Genomic DNA, 13620 nt, shown 5'->3' on the forward strand with positions numbered 1-13620 from the left:
GGGCCCGTTCTCTCATGCCCGCGACCGCACCCGAACCTCCGTCCAGATGATCACCCGCTGCCGCTCGAACAAGATCCGGTTTGCCACAACGCACTCATGTCGTGGTTCCCGGCTTCGGCCGCCTCGTCGTGGGCCTCGACGCTGGTTCCACTCCGTGCAGAGGAGCACCTGGGTGCCGTCGGTGCTCGGCAGAGGGTTTCGGCCGGGAGCGGCTTCTATCCGCAGCCGTACGATTCTGCGCGGCTGGAACCGGACCGACCGCGACCGGGCCGGCGAGGTGCGGCAAGTTCCTGGCACGCTCCTCCTGGACCTCGAAGTCGGGACCGATGGGGCCCATTCTAGTGGGATTTCAGGGCGCAGCCAGGCTGGTGAAGTCTCCCCTTGAGCAGGCGGAAGAGGTTCGGCACGGTCTTGTAACCGCGGACCGGGCCGACGGCGCTGTCACAGAACTCGCAGATCAGCGGACGCTCGAACGGCTTGGGGACTGGCCGATCTCGTCGGCGGAGGCGAGCCGGCCCGGACCGTTCGGACGCTTCTCCCGTGCATTCTTCATCTACTCCCCCGCTCCCGATGATGAGTGGTCGATGGACAGCTGCACTCCGGTGTGGATGCCCCTACGAACGGGTCACTTCGTCAGCCCCCCGACCTACCGGGTCCTGACCTGCCTTTTGAGGATCAAAACAGGTGCTGAGCTTGTCCTTCCTTCCAAGCGCGGGTCTGAGGTGGTCATTCGTAGGATCGTCGGGCCCAGGGGTTCGGGGTATGGCTGTGAGCTTGTCGCCGTCTGATGGCTCAAATGACTTGGGCGCCCGGAATCCCGCGACGACTCGACCGCTAATGGGGATACGCGACTCGATCGCTGTGTAGGACAACGTCGGCGAGGTCGTCTGCGGGACTGCTGTTGGACGACGAGCTGGCGGAGGTGAGCGTGCCTGAGGCTGTGCATAGAGGAGGACCAGCGCGGCCGCGACCCGATCCTGGAGCGGGATGTCCTCGCGGCTCAGGGTCTGTCGCAACAGTGTGAGGCGCTGGTGCTGAGAGATGGAAGCGGGATTGCTCGTGGAACGGTGCGGGATGACGAGGGTGGGCGCGTGTTTGGAACGTATGGCCCACCGGAGGAAGGCGTGCGTCCTCGTCGTCCTCACCGGGCCCGTACTCGGAGTCGATGTCCAACGGCTCGAAGATGTCCGGAGTCACCGCCTCGGTCTGCACGATCTTCCCCGAGCCCAGGTGGATCGCGACCCGTGGCCGGCACGTCGTGTCCGACGCCCACTTCAGGGCGACGTTCGGAATCCTCAGGGTGGTGCCAGCCTGCACCGCCACCGGGAACTGGGCTGCTCCGTGATCATCCCGCAGCCACCCCTCGCCACTGACGCTGAACGAAGGGGGCAGAGTGATCAAGGTGTTACGCACACGGGCGAAGCCGACCCGAAGCAGCATCCTGGCCTGCCACTTGAGACGCCTCCATCGCATCCCGTCGACGTCCAGCCAGACGGTGTACCCGGCCAAAGTCACATCCTGGCGGCCGACGTTGACCACCGACATCGATATCGCCCAGCGATCGTCCAACGAGTTGGTCGCCAAATGCGGTGCGGTACGCACAGGGCCCGATCGAGCTCACCGCCGAGGGTGACACCAGCCTGCGCTGCAGGGTCGAGGACGGCAGTCACCTGGTGCCGCATCTGCACCTGGCACGGCCGGACAACGAGTTGGGCCGCGGTCTGGAACTCGTCCACCTGCTGGCCGACGACCAGGACGACGGCATCTGCTGCTGCTGTGGCGCGTGGTCGGCATAGGGGCGAGTGATGATCTCCATGCCGTGCCCGGCAGGATCCAGGAAGTACACGCCACGTCCGCCGTGGTTGTGGTTGATCTCGCCCGGCTGCTTCCGGTGCGGATCGGCGAAGTACGCGGTACCGGTCCGCTGGACCATTTCTGTCACGGCCCGCCGGGCACCGCCCGGGCGGCGAAGCTGCGGACGAGTTCGTCGACAACCGCCCGCGCGGCCGGCGACACCCACCGCCTGCGATGCCGCGCCAACTGCACCGGTACGTCCGGGAACCGCGGTCCGTCCACGACGGCGAGCACGCCCTCGCGCAGCGCTGCGGCCACAGTCGCGCGGGGCAGCAGGGTGAGCCCGAGACCGGCCGCCACACAGGACCGGGCGGCCTCGATGCTGCCGAAGCGCGTCATGCGGGTCCGTGCTCCGGGTACGGACAGCAGGTCGCGCATCAGCCGGTCGCTGTACGAACAGCCCTGCTCGTGCAGGAAGAACGTCTCCTGCGCGAGGTCCGCCCAGGTGGCCGCCCGTGTCCGGTGAGCCGCGGGGTGCTCCGCGGCGCAGACGAGGACCAGTGGTTCGCGGGCGATCGGTTCGGTGACGATGTCCGGGAAGCCCGCGTCCGCGTCCTTCTCCAGCAGCAGCGCGATGTCGAGGCGCCCGGCTCGCAGGCCGTCCACGGCCGCCTCCGTGCCCGCTGGCTCCAGGGCGATCTCCACCTGCGGGTGGGTACGGCTGAGGGCGGCGACGACACCCGGCAGCCGGGCAGAGCACAGGGTCTCCCCCGCGCCGATGACGACGTGCCCGGCGGGCGGGCCGTCCGCGGCGACCGCCGACCGCAACCCGGCCTCCGCGTTCAGCACCTCCTCGGCCGCCTCCAGGACGCGCCGCCCCGCGTCGGTGATCAGGGCGCCGCGCGGCAGCCGGTCGAAGAGGCGGCTGCCCAACTCCTTTTCCAGCGCCCGGATCTGCACGGTCACGGTGGACTGGGCGAGGTGTAGTTCGGCGGCCGCGGCGGTGAAGCTCCCGGTCCTGGCGAGGGTGACGAACGTACGCAGCAGTCGGGTGTCCACGGGCCCGAGGATAGACCCCGTCCCGCCGCCCGGTGACGGACCCGGGTGGCGCCGGCCCACTGCCGCGCCTGGTCTCGCCCGCCGGTCACGGTGCGATGGGCACGGCGTGGCCGGCGACGCGCACCCGCGGGTCGGTCGGGTCGACGTCGACGGTGAGCGTGCTGGGGCGGCCCATGTCCTCGCCCTGGCGGAGAGTGAGGGTGGTCGCGCCGCGGATCCGGCCGATGGTGCGCAGGTAGCCCCCGAACGCGGCGGCGGCCGCACCCGTCGCCGGGTCCTCCACGACGCCACCGGGCGGGAAGGGGTCACGCGCGTGGAAGCCGGTGTCGCTCTCCTGCCACACCAGTTGCACGGTGGTCCAGTCGTGCGCGCGCATCACGTCGCCGAGGGCGTCGAAGTCGTAGGCGAGGTCGGCCAGTCGGGCGCGGGTGGCCGCGGCGAGCACGAGGTGGTGGTTGCCGCCGAAGGCGACGTGCGGCGGCAGTGACGGGTCGAGGTCGGCGCGCTCCCAGTGCAGGGCGGCGAGGGTGGCGTCGAGTTCCGCGTCCTCGACGGGCCGTGAGTGCGTGGGGGCGCTGGTGAGGGTCGCCCGTACGGCGCCCGCGCCGTCGACGGCCGTCGCCACCCGGATCTCGCCGGCCGCGGTGTCGAAGACGAGCTCCCCGGCGCCGTGCCGCTCGGCGAGGGCCACGGCCGTGGCGATGGTGGCGTGGCCGCAGAACGCGACCTCGGCGAGCGGGCTGAAGAAGCGGAGCCGGAAGCGGCGCCGGGGAAGGTCGGCGGCAGTGATGAAAGCGGTCTCGGAGTAACCGACTTCGGCGGCGACCGCGAGCATCCGGTCGTCGGCGAGGTGCGCGGCGTCCAGGATCACGCCGGCCGGGTTGCCGCCCGCCGGGTCGGTGGTGAAGGCGGTGTAGCGCAGGATCTCGGTGGTGGTCGAAGCGTTCATGACGCCACCCTCGCATCCTTTCCCCATCGTGAGAAACGATTGTTCTTCATCGCCACCATCGGAAAATCGAATCGCACATCGCATCGCTCAAGGGGCGTGGCCCCCACCCTCGGAAGCCGCCATCCAGCCTTTAGGGGTGCCGGTAAGAACGCTGTCACCAGCCGCAAACGGCGAGAGTCACACCCGGCGGCGTGCGGCGGGGTCGTGTTCGGCGACGTGTCGGGCGACTGCGTCGACGCCGGGGCGGGCGTACCGTTCCAGGGAGCGGACGGAGGCGTGGCGGGAGCGGGCCAGCAGCATGTGGGTGGAGGTGCCGTCCTCGGCGTCGTGTGTGAGGGCGCTGTGGCGGAGCCGGTGGAGGGTCCAGCCGTCGAGGTTCTCGATGTCCTCGGGTGAGCGAGCGGGTTGGCCAGGAGTCGGGTGTTCTCGCAAGGCTCCACCCACCGCAGCTGTACGACCCGGGACTCACCCCCACGAGCGGCACCCTTCCAAGATCACCGCCGTTTGCGGCTGGTGACAGGGTTCTTACCGGCACCCCAGGTAGGGCGTGTCTGCCATATCGGGTAAGCCACGCGGTGTCCTGTCTCATCGAAGGCGGCACAGTCTCACTGAATCTGGCGAGATTCAACGACCGGATGCGACCCGGCTCAGAGCGTCACTCATGTCACGCACGACCTCGACCTGCGCGGCGATGACACCCCGGGGGTTCGGTGAACAGCACGCGCCAATATGGTGGCCCGATGACGTCGGTCAAGCAATTCCAAGTCACCTTCGACTGCGCAGAACCTGAGCGCCTCGCTCGTTTCTGGTGCGAGGTGTTGGGGTACGTCGTACCGCCCCCACCGGAGGGGTTTGCCACTTGGGACGATTTCAAGCGCTCGCTGCCACCTGAGCAGCAGGACGCATGGTTTGCCTGCAGTGACCCCTCAGGCGTGGGCCCGCGACTGTACTTCCAGCGCGTCCCCGAAGGGAAGGCCGCCAAGAACCGGCTGCATCTTGACGTGCGGGTCGGCACCGGACTCGTGGGTGAAGAGCGCCTCGCCGCACTGGAGGCCGAGTGCGCACGACTGGTCCCGCTCGGCGCGGTGCACGTGCGAACGCTGTATGACGGCAATGATTCGTGCATCCCGATGCAGGACATCGAGGGCAACGAGTTCTGTATCGACTGAGGGGCCGCGAACGTGTACTCGTTCTGTCCCCATGGGCCAGGACGAAGAACCGCCCGACCTGTCAGGGCGCTGTGGCGCAGACCGCCGGATCAGGCGCTCGGGGCAGGCCAGCCGCCTGGTGGCCCAGATGCGCGAGCGAGGTGCCGACCTGCAAGCGCGCCGGGAGTCCTTCCGGTACGCCAGCCGCACCGGCAGGCTCGTCATCATCCTGGACGGGCTCGACGAGTTGAGATGGCAGCTCACTGCCGAGCACGCGCCGACCACGCTCGCCCAACTGGCCGATCTGGTCTCGCCGAAAAGCAAGATCCCGCTGGCCAGCAGGCCGGGTTACTTCGAGCGTGAGCGTTCGACACTGCGTTCCGCCGATTTCGCCGCCGCCGGGAGCGCCCTGGTCCTGGACGCCGAGGGGCGGTCCACCTTCGAGGTGGTGCGCCTCGCCGACCTCGGCTACGAGCAGCGCGTCCAGGCCCTCGTCCGGCGGCTGGGGACCGCGGCCGAGGAAGTACGGCGCCTCATCGACAGCAGCAGCGCGCTCACCGACCTCGCCCGGCTGCCGGGCCTGCTGTGCACCACGCTGCGTGCCGGCGATCTGTCCGCACTGGACCGGCACTTGCTGCTGCCGGAGCCCGTTGCCTATCTGGCTGAACAGCTGGCCTCGGAGGGGCTGTCACCGCTCGACTGGCTGCCCGAACCCGACTCCGCCCTCGTCCGGGATCACGACCCGGGCCCTGCCGACAGCGCGCAGGGCGGTCACTTGGCGGCGAACTGCCTGTCGCTGGCGAACAGAATGGGCGCCACGCTCTCGGAGCGGTCGTTCCGCGGACTGGACCTGCGAGGCGCCGACCTCCAGGGCGCGGATCTTCGCCGATCGGATCTGCGCGACTGTGATCTGCGGTCAGTTCTGCTTCAGGGGGCGGTCGTGGCCGACGCGGATCTGCGCCACGCCCGACTGCACGGTGCGATCCTGCACGAAACCCAGGTGGTCGCCGTGGTGGCGATGCTCCCCGGGGACGGTGGCGTGGCGGCGGGTACCGCCGACGGCCTCGTCCATCTGCTGGACCCGACGACGCTCGCCACCGAACAGACGATGCGATGCCCCGGGGCCTTCCGCAACCTTGCCCTGCTCTCCTACGGACGCTACGTCGTGGTCGCCGGGCTGGACGGCAGCATCTATCTCGCTGACCGCGAGAGCGCTCAGGCGTTCCTGGAGATTGCGCATCACGGCGCGCCGGCCAATTCCTCGGTTGCGGTGAGCGACGACACCTTCGCCTCAGGAGGCACAGACGGGACCGTACGCCTGTGGAACCTCGACGGGGACGAACTGTGGCAGCGGCGGGTGACCGGAGGGTATGTGCGCTCGCTGGCAGTAGACCCCGAGGCGGGGCTGCTGTTCGCCGGCTCCTCGGCCGGAGAAGTCTCCGTGCTGAGCGTCACCAACGGGCAGCAGCAACGCGTCTGGATCCCGCATCCGGGCGCCGGGGTCTATTCGCTGTGCGCCCTGGCCGCGAAGGGGTGGGTGGCCAGTGGCAGTGACGATCGCACCATCCGGTTCTACTCGCAGTCGGACGGCACCCATGTCGCCAACCTTGCCGAGCTCGGCGACACGGTGCTCGCTCTCGTCCACGATCCGGGTACCGACGCGATGCTCGCCGGGTGCCGCGACGGAACCCTTTCCTCCTGGAACCTGACCCGCAGGGAACCGCAGTGGTCGGTGGCCCAGACGTGCCCCATCCTGGCCCTGGCGCTGAACACCAAGGACTGTGTCGTCGCGACGGCCGGCGCTGACGGAATGGTGCGCATCTTCGACAGCCGCGACGGATCCCCGCTCGCCGAAAGGCTGATCGGCCGCCGCTCCGAGGTCGCCTGGCAGGGGGTCGACCTGCGAGGGACCAGCGGCTGGCACAAGGAGTGGCTGCGTTTCATGGGGGAGCGAGGTGCGGTATTGGATACGTGACTCCACGTTAACCGCGCTGTGGCAGGTGCGTCCCCGATGACTGAGGGTGCTGGGACCGAGCGGTGGTTGGCCGGCGTGGGACCGCGTCAGCGGTAGCCGTATGGCGGGGGTGGTTGGCCATGACGGCCCGTCGTCCATGCCCTGCACGGTGAGGTTGGCTGACCTCCGCCAAGGTCTTCCCGACAGTGCCGTCCTTCGGGGCGGCGCTGTCCCGCGGTATCGGACTTCATGCGCGACTGGCCCGCACCGCGCGTGGTGTCATTCGTGCCGGTGCCCTGTCCACCAGTTCAGGAGGTGGGTTGCCTCCTTCGACGCAGGCACCCGCCGCCTTGAGCGGATCGTACGTCTCAACGACGCCCAGAACGCCGTCGAGAAGGAGCTGTTCGACCTGGGTGCAGGCATCCCCGTGCCCGACTCCTTCTGGCCGATGGTGGAGGGCCAGCGCCCGGTGGCGCTTTGCGGGCCGCTGCGCTGTGAGCCCACCGACGAGAACCTGCACCGGAACACTGAGGGGCATCGCCACCCGTACCCTGGTCACCGGATTTCGCCAAACGTGGGCAGGGCCTTATCGCTGCCTACCGGGGGGCGGGACACCGATCGCCAACCTGTCCCACTCAACCGTAGGCACCGCAGCACCGGGCCCGTGCGTGGAGCCAACAGCAACCTGTTCCCTGGCGTCATCAGGCACGAACCCGGCCGAGGCCCCGCCCCTGGACTCCACCAGCAGGCAGGACTGCAAAGCGACCACTACCCGAGCGCCGGGCCGGCCGAAGAAGGGATGATGGACTACATGAACGAGCACCGGTTCACCCTCGACAACAGCAACGCGACGTTCAACCCGAGCGAGCCGCGCCCGCCCGTGCCCCGCCACCGTCTCCGCTTCAAGAACGTAGAGGGCGACAGCTGGACCGGTCCTGAGGGGCACACCCTGCGGGCCCTTTCGGATCTCACCATCGTCACATGCGCCTGCGGCCTCGACACCGACGCGATCGCCAGCGACGACGCGCGGCTCGTGTACGAGGAGCACCGCAACCTGATCCGCGACGAGATCACCGCCGGGGGCCGGCCGTGAGCGCCGCGTGCCATTCCTGCACACACGCCTGGGCTTGAGCGCAGTGACGGGCCCTGACCGCCCCCGCCCACCCCATGCATCCGCAAGCGGGGAGAGGGGGCCATGGTGCGGTGCGCAGCCCCATAGCGGGGGCAAAGGAGTGCACAGTCCGTGGGCAGGGCCCGTGGCGGGGTCGCGCAACCCCGGTGAGGCCGTGGTGAGGTTGCACAGGTGGCGGGCGCGGCGCACGCAATGCCTGTGGTGAGGTGTGCAGCGCAGCGGCTTGGCACCGATGGCTTCGTAAGAAACGGGTTCCGGCCCAACTTCTGTGAGAAGCCGTTGCTCTATCGATCGAGGTGAGCCTTGGTTCGAGTGTGGCGACTCGGTGGGGTGATCTTCGGTCGGGATGTGCATGAGGGCAGGGCCTCCTGCCCAGCTCGGGATTGCTGAAGTCCCTTCGAGTGTCAGGGAGGCCCTGTGCTACAGTCTTCCGTGCAATTGTCGGGCGAGTCCAACTCGGTTGCTCTGTCGTGTGATTGTCTCGCGCACCGGTTCGGGAACGCCGGGGATCGGCCGTACAGGCGGCCGAGGTATCCATCGGATATGACCGACGTCGAGTGGGCCGCAGTCCGGGAATCGCTGCCGGTCCGCCGGGGTGGCTGGAGGGCAGGGGCGGCCGGCCGGAGGGCTACTGCCACCGGCAGATGGTCGATGCGGTCCGGTACCTGGTCGCGGGCGGTATTACGTGGCGGGCGATGCCCGCGGACTTCCCTGCGTGGGACCGGGTCTACGCGTTCTGGCGGCGCTGGCGCGACCAGGGCTGGGTCCGTGAACTGCACGATCGGCTGCGTGACCTTCTCCGCGCGGTGGTCGGCAGGGATCCGGAGCCCACCGCGGGGATCATCGACGCGCAGTCGGTGAAAGCGGCTGCGTCGGTGCCGGCCGCGACGCGGGGTTTCGACGGCGGGAAGAAGGTGAACGGGCGCAAGCGGCACATCGTGGTGGACACGCTCGGGCTGCTGTTGGCCGTGACGGTCACGGCTGCGTCGGTGACCGACAGGGACGCGGGCCGGGATCTGCTGGCTCGGCTGCGCGAGCGGCACTGGCGGATCACGCGGGTGTGGGCCGACGGCGGCTACACCGGGCAGATGGTCGACTTTGCCCGCAGCCTGCTGCGGATCGCCCTGACGGTGGTCAAACGCAGCGACGATGTCTCGGGGTTCACGGTGCTGCCCAAGAGGTGGCTGGTGGAGCGCACGTTCGCGTGGCTGTGCGCTCACGGCGCCTGGCCCGCGACTACGAGGGACGCACCGACAGCGCCGAGGCGATGATCCTGTGGTCGATGAGCATGGTCATGAGCCGCCGCCTGGCCCGTCTGCGACACCGAACATCCCTGGCACCGCCTCGGCCAGCCAGCCCCGCCGGGCCAGGCGTTTGGCCTTCGACCGCACCCCTCGACCTTCGCCGGAAACGGCTCCAGACCGAGCGCCGCGACGAGCTGCCGGCAGTCCATCGCCTCTCCACCCCGCTCAGCCAGGATGGTCATGATCCTGCGATAGTCCGGTGCCAGCGTGGCGGCGTCGAGTCCTTCTGTCCACACCGGCACCACCGAGCCGGGCACCGTCCCAGCGACCGGTCGCGGCCGCTGATCGGGCTCGGCCACCGGCGCCTCCTCGCGGTCGCGCGGCTCCGCGAGGACCTGCCCGACCGTCTCACGGGCAATCACGAACCGCTCCCACGCGGCCTCCGCCTCCCGAAGCTCAGCCTGCAGAACCTCCACCCGCTGTCGGGCCGCACGCTCCCCGAGGAGACAACACGACATGCCATCACTGCCGCACGATAGGGGAACTATGCCTGACCAGCAGAAACGCAGCGGTCACTCTCGGAAAGACAACGGCTTCTGACGCAGCCACGCCGAGTGAGGGTTGGAAGTCTCGGGGGCTGTACACGAAGTCGCCCGGAAATGCCAAGGCGACTGGGGCGACAGTTCGGAGCCGCCCGTGCCATGTGGATCTACACCTTCCTAAACCATCAAGATCCATTATCAGGTGTGTCAACGCCACGGGGATCACCTCAGTCAAAGCCCGCGGCCATTTCCAAAGCGAGCAGGCCGCGTTGAAGTGCGTCTACATGGCGATCATGTTCTTCGACCCCACAGGCAAGGGCCAAGCCCGCTGGACCAGCCGCTGGAAGACGGCCTTGAACACCTTCGACGGCCGTCTCTCCGCAGCCCGTCAGTAACCTTCAACAACCCGAGTTACACCGACTCGTTTGGCCCTGTTCACTTTCGTCCGCACTCGCCGCAGTGAGGAAGGGCGGTGTCCTGGGCGCCGGCCTGGGGCCATCAGCAGCTTGGCGACGCAGAACGGCGCGGGTGGCATGCCGGTCCGCAGCAGCTCAGGGCTCACGGATGGGCACCGGCGCGTCATCGAGGTGATCAGCGCCTCAGCGCAGCGTCGGCGATGCCCGCCGCTGATGCGCGAGATGGGCCAGGCCGTGGGGCTGTTTGGCACCTCCGTGACGGCGCCCGACGCTCCGGCTCGTGTTTTCGCATGGTCCCCTCCCCTTCCTGTACCCGCGCCGCCGCTGGTCACAACAGCGGCGGCGCGAGCCCCCGACGGCGGTTGGAGGTTCAGCGGTAGGTGTAGAACTGCGTGTGGTCGAGCATGTCCTCCGGAGTGACATCGTTCCAGGGCTTCATCGTGTCGCGCAGGCCGACGACATTGCGCGGAGCGACGGTCGGCACGTATCCGGAGGACGGATGCCGACTCTGCCAGTCTGCCCACAGTTTGTCGATGAAGCAGTGATGGAGCCAGAAGACCGGGTCGTTCGGCGAGGCTCCGGTGGTCATCTGGCCCCCGACCCAGACGTGGACCCGGTTGTGGAGGTTCGGGCCTCGCCATCCCTCGACGTTGTTGCGAAAGCCGCTGGAGCCGCTGTTCCAGGGGGTCGCGTCGTACGTGGGCATGGCCAGTACGGCGTCCACTTCGGCCCGGGTGGGCAGCTCTCGGACTCCGACTCCCAGGGACCGCCGTAGAAAGGTCCTTCCGTCGACCCGTATGTTCATGGGCCAGTTGCCGCTTCCGAAGGCGAACGGGCCAGAAGAGACCCGGCCGTCCCCGCTGCGGCCGTTGCCACCGAGGAAGTTGTCCGCCCACAGGGAACTGCGGGGAGTGCGGTCGACCGTCCAGTCCCAATAGGGAAGTGCGACGGAGGGGTTTACGCTCTGCAGCGCCTGCTCGAACTGCAGCAGGAATCGGCGGTGCCAGGGGAGGAATGACGGCGAGCGGTGGCCCGTCCGCTCGCCGTTGTCGGTGTCACTCATGATGAAGGCATTGTGGGTGGTGATGAACTCGTCATAGCGGCCCTGACGCTTGAGTTCGAGGACAGCATTGACGAAGTCGCGCTTCTCGGTGGCGGTCAGCTCTGCTTGGTTCTTGCGGTCTGCCATGGCGACGATCCTTTTCGGTGGGGCCTCGAACGCGATGTCAGACAGTGACCGGCACGAGAGATGCGCCGCGCAGCTCCCGTACGGCGGCACGGGCGGCGTCACGCGGCGTGTGGTACGTCTCGTAGTGGTTGATGACGCTGATCCAGGTGCCGTCCGCGTTCTGCATCACATGCAGATCGTCGTCGTCCACGCGGACGACGAACTCCACGGGGCTGTGGCCGTCGTCCGCGGGGCGGCTCGTGTGGCCGCCGTGAGCGCTGTGGCCGTCATGACCGTCGTGGTCCTCGGTCGCGGGCCAACCTTCGATGCGGCGGCCGAGGTACACCTCGTCGAAAGCCTCCGTCACCTCGGCCGCTCGAGCGGCGACCATGTGTGTCGTACTTGCCCCGGGCGTATGGGAGCGCCGGGGCGTGCGGTACGGCGACGCGGTCGCTTTGGCGACGGCAGCCGGGCCTGCGAGTGCGGCACCGGCCAGAGCCAGCGTGGTCCCTCGTACCATGTCGCGGCGGGTGAGACGTTGCAAGGTCTTCCCCTTTCGTCGGTCCACCCCGGGGCTTGGAAGACCCGCGGCAGGATCGTTTCTTCGTCCGTGCCGCCACATGCTGGCAGTGGAGAACTGATTGAGAGAGGAGCCCTGGGGTTACATGGCCATGAACGAGACAATGGTCTACAGGAAGTGCACTGTTCAACGGCGCAGTTCTTCCCCCGTTGCCCCCTGACGGCCCGCGGGAGCCGGAAAATTGGCCCACCATGACGCTTGTTTCCGTAAATCTTTCATCTGCCACTGCCAGCCATCGTTTGTACGGACGATGGCAACTCGACGAGAACGCACGAGCAGTGCCTGCTCCGCGGGGTAGGCGCCGTAGTTTGGGTAAACCGGCGAACTGCCAGGTCACGATCAGCGTCCACGCCGCAAGCGATACCGCCCCCTACCCGCTGCAATGGCGTCTGTTCCTGCCCAAGGAGTGGACGTCGGACACCCTCCGACGGACCAAGACCCGCATCCCGCCAGACATCACGCACCGTGAGAAGTGGCGGCTGGCGCTGGACATGCTCGACACCCTTGCCGGCTGGGCGATGACACCGCCCGTCGTGGTTGCCGATGCTGCCTACGGGCCTTGACCCAAGGCCGGGTAGTTAGCGTTTCGGCAGGTCACGCAAGTGGGGCTGGAGACCATGGTGCTGCGGCGTAGAGGCCAGGGCCGATCTTGTGGATGAGTCCGCTGTCGGCCCATCTGAAGAGTTGTCTGTACATGGTCTCCAGGGTGACGTCGCCGAAGTGGGCGGCGATTTCACGGGGCTGCCAGAAGCGCGTGTGGTCTTCCTGGAGCAGGGCCAGGATGCGGTGCTGGCGCCGCGCGGCAGGGGCGGCGTACCGGTCGTCCCGGGAAGCCGTGGGCAGCGCGGGTGACTGATCCACGGGTTCGAGAACAGTGACGTCGAGGCGGGTAACGGTGCGGTGGATCCGGCCGGCCGTCTGCGTGGCGCTCGCTTAGCGGGACATCGGTGACTTGACCTTGCGGGTGCTGACCCGTTGCCGCCGGGGCGGGAGCAGGCCAGTCAGGATCCGACGGCCGATCGTCCCGAGGAGAGTGTCCCGATCGGTGTCCGCGGTGACGATGCCGGTGGCCCGGGATCACCTGGTCGCGGACGGTGTGGAGCGCGATGCTGAAACAGCAGCGGTCCGAGCGGTCCGGGTCGGTGCCGGGGACGGACTCGGCGGCGTCGACCATCACGGTGCGTAGCGCCTGGTAGAGCGCGAGCAGGGACCACATCTCCTGCTCGATGCCGGCCGGGTCGCCCGAGCGTAGGTTGCGCCCGTTCATGATCGTGTTGACGGAGCGCGTAGTACGCGGATTCGTGTTCCCACCGCTGGTGATAGAGGCCCACCAGTACGGTGGGGAGCTCCTTCGGGACAAGCTGTCTTGGTCGACTGCCTGTACCAACGAGCTCCGTTGCTCTGTACCGGAAACCCATCAACTCCCCTTGCATGACCTGCAAGAACGCTAACTACCCGGCCTTGGGTCAAGGCCCAAATCCTGACTCCCCCCAAGGCGTGACAGCTTGACGCAAACGTCGCGTCCAGAGGAATTGCATGCCGCTTCAACCACCTTTCTGCTGTGTCGGCCGGAGAGCGTGTCATATCGGTCGAGGAGTCACGGCTCGTTCACGTTCTTGAGGCGACCGGTTCGG

The 13620-nt window shown here is 68.2% G+C and carries 12 protein-coding genes and 4 pseudogenes; 9 read left to right on the forward strand and 7 right to left on the reverse strand.

Going from position 1 to position 13620, the window contains the following annotated elements; genetic code table 11:
- Positions 1 to 1589: 1589 nt before the first annotated feature.
- The gene (locus tag AB0D12_RS40265) at positions 1590 to 1796 is read left to right on the forward strand and encodes a hypothetical protein (protein ID WP_362694831.1); all 207 of its coding nucleotides are present in this window, start codon (positions 1590 to 1592) and stop codon (positions 1794 to 1796) included.
- On the opposite strand, the pseudogene AB0D12_RS40270 reads toward AB0D12_RS40265, so the two are convergent.
- The 4 genes and pseudogenes from AB0D12_RS40270 to AB0D12_RS40285 all read right to left on the reverse strand — a co-directional run.
- Positions 1793 to 1930: pseudogene (locus tag AB0D12_RS40270) on the reverse strand (VOC family protein); the annotation flags it as partial. The gene AB0D12_RS40265 and the pseudogene AB0D12_RS40270 overlap by 4 nt on opposite strands.
- A gap of 8 nt (positions 1931 to 1938) precedes the next feature.
- Positions 1939 to 2853, reverse strand: a complete 915-nt coding sequence (locus tag AB0D12_RS40275) for a LysR family transcriptional regulator (RefSeq protein ID WP_362694798.1) — start codon at positions 2851 to 2853, stop codon at positions 1939 to 1941.
- An 85-nt stretch (positions 2854 to 2938) separates the two neighbouring features.
- The gene (locus tag AB0D12_RS40280; RefSeq protein ID WP_362694801.1) at positions 2939 to 3802 is read right to left on the reverse strand and encodes a PhzF family phenazine biosynthesis isomerase; all 864 of its coding nucleotides are present in this window, start codon (positions 3800 to 3802) and stop codon (positions 2939 to 2941) included.
- Between the two features lie 177 nt (positions 3803 to 3979).
- Positions 3980 to 4234: a hypothetical protein gene (locus tag AB0D12_RS40285; protein WP_362694804.1), complete on the reverse strand. Its 255-nt coding sequence runs from the start codon at positions 4232 to 4234 to the stop codon at positions 3980 to 3982.
- A 308-nt stretch (positions 4235 to 4542) separates the two neighbouring features.
- Here AB0D12_RS40285 and AB0D12_RS40290 point away from each other — a divergent pair, with 308 nt between their 5' ends.
- The 6 genes and pseudogenes from AB0D12_RS40290 to AB0D12_RS40315 form a co-directional block, all read left to right on the forward strand.
- Positions 4543 to 4971, forward strand: coding sequence for a VOC family protein (locus AB0D12_RS40290; protein ID WP_362694807.1), 429 nt, complete (start codon positions 4543 to 4545; stop codon positions 4969 to 4971).
- Between the two features lie 127 nt (positions 4972 to 5098).
- Positions 5099 to 6925 carry a pentapeptide repeat-containing protein gene (locus tag AB0D12_RS40295; RefSeq protein WP_362694810.1) on the forward strand — a complete coding sequence of 609 codons (1827 nt, stop codon included), beginning with the start codon at positions 5099 to 5101 and terminating at the stop codon, positions 6923 to 6925.
- Between the two features lie 790 nt (positions 6926 to 7715).
- Positions 7716 to 7997, forward strand: coding sequence for a hypothetical protein (locus AB0D12_RS40300; protein ID WP_362694813.1), 282 nt, complete (start codon positions 7716 to 7718; stop codon positions 7995 to 7997).
- 596 nt (positions 7998 to 8593) lie between these two features.
- On the forward strand, positions 8594 to 9307 hold the full coding sequence (locus tag AB0D12_RS40305; protein WP_362694816.1) for an IS5 family transposase: 714 nt from the start codon (positions 8594 to 8596) through the stop codon (positions 9305 to 9307).
- A 742-nt stretch (positions 9308 to 10049) separates the two neighbouring features.
- Positions 10050 to 10217 (forward strand): annotated as a pseudogene (locus AB0D12_RS40310) (IS256 family transposase); the annotation flags it as partial.
- A 138-nt stretch (positions 10218 to 10355) separates the two neighbouring features.
- A pseudogene (locus tag AB0D12_RS40315) lies at positions 10356 to 10493 on the forward strand (hypothetical protein); the annotation flags it as partial.
- Between the two features lie 115 nt (positions 10494 to 10608).
- On the opposite strand, the gene AB0D12_RS40320 reads toward AB0D12_RS40315, so the two are convergent.
- Together AB0D12_RS40320 and AB0D12_RS40325 are read right to left on the reverse strand one after the other, a co-directional pair.
- Positions 10609 to 11427, reverse strand: a complete 819-nt coding sequence (locus AB0D12_RS40320; RefSeq protein WP_362694819.1) for a tyrosinase family protein — start codon at positions 11425 to 11427, stop codon at positions 10609 to 10611.
- A gap of 37 nt (positions 11428 to 11464) precedes the next feature.
- Positions 11465 to 11950 (reverse strand): tyrosinase family oxidase copper chaperone, encoded by a 486-nt coding sequence (locus tag AB0D12_RS40325; RefSeq protein WP_362694822.1) that lies wholly within the window; start codon positions 11948 to 11950, stop codon positions 11465 to 11467.
- Positions 11951 to 12294: 344 nt separating this feature from the next.
- On the opposite strand from AB0D12_RS40325, the pseudogene AB0D12_RS40330 reads away from it, so the two are divergent.
- A pseudogene (locus tag AB0D12_RS40330) lies at positions 12295 to 12543 on the forward strand (transposase); the annotation flags it as partial.
- A gap of 37 nt (positions 12544 to 12580) precedes the next feature.
- Here AB0D12_RS40330 and AB0D12_RS40335 read toward each other — a convergent pair.
- The gene (locus AB0D12_RS40335) at positions 12581 to 12847 is read right to left on the reverse strand and encodes a hypothetical protein (protein WP_362694825.1); all 267 of its coding nucleotides are present in this window, start codon (positions 12845 to 12847) and stop codon (positions 12581 to 12583) included.
- Between the two features lie 184 nt (positions 12848 to 13031).
- On the opposite strand from AB0D12_RS40335, the gene AB0D12_RS40340 reads away from it, so the two are divergent.
- Complete coding sequence (locus AB0D12_RS40340; RefSeq protein WP_362694828.1) at positions 13032 to 13172, forward strand: hypothetical protein; 141 nt, start codon at positions 13032 to 13034, stop codon at positions 13170 to 13172.
- Positions 13173 to 13620: the final 448 nt, after the last annotated feature.

This window comes from Streptomyces sp. NPDC048479 (genome assembly GCF_040651435.1).
Classification (GTDB): Bacteria; Actinomycetota; Actinomycetes; order Streptomycetales; family Streptomycetaceae; genus Streptomyces.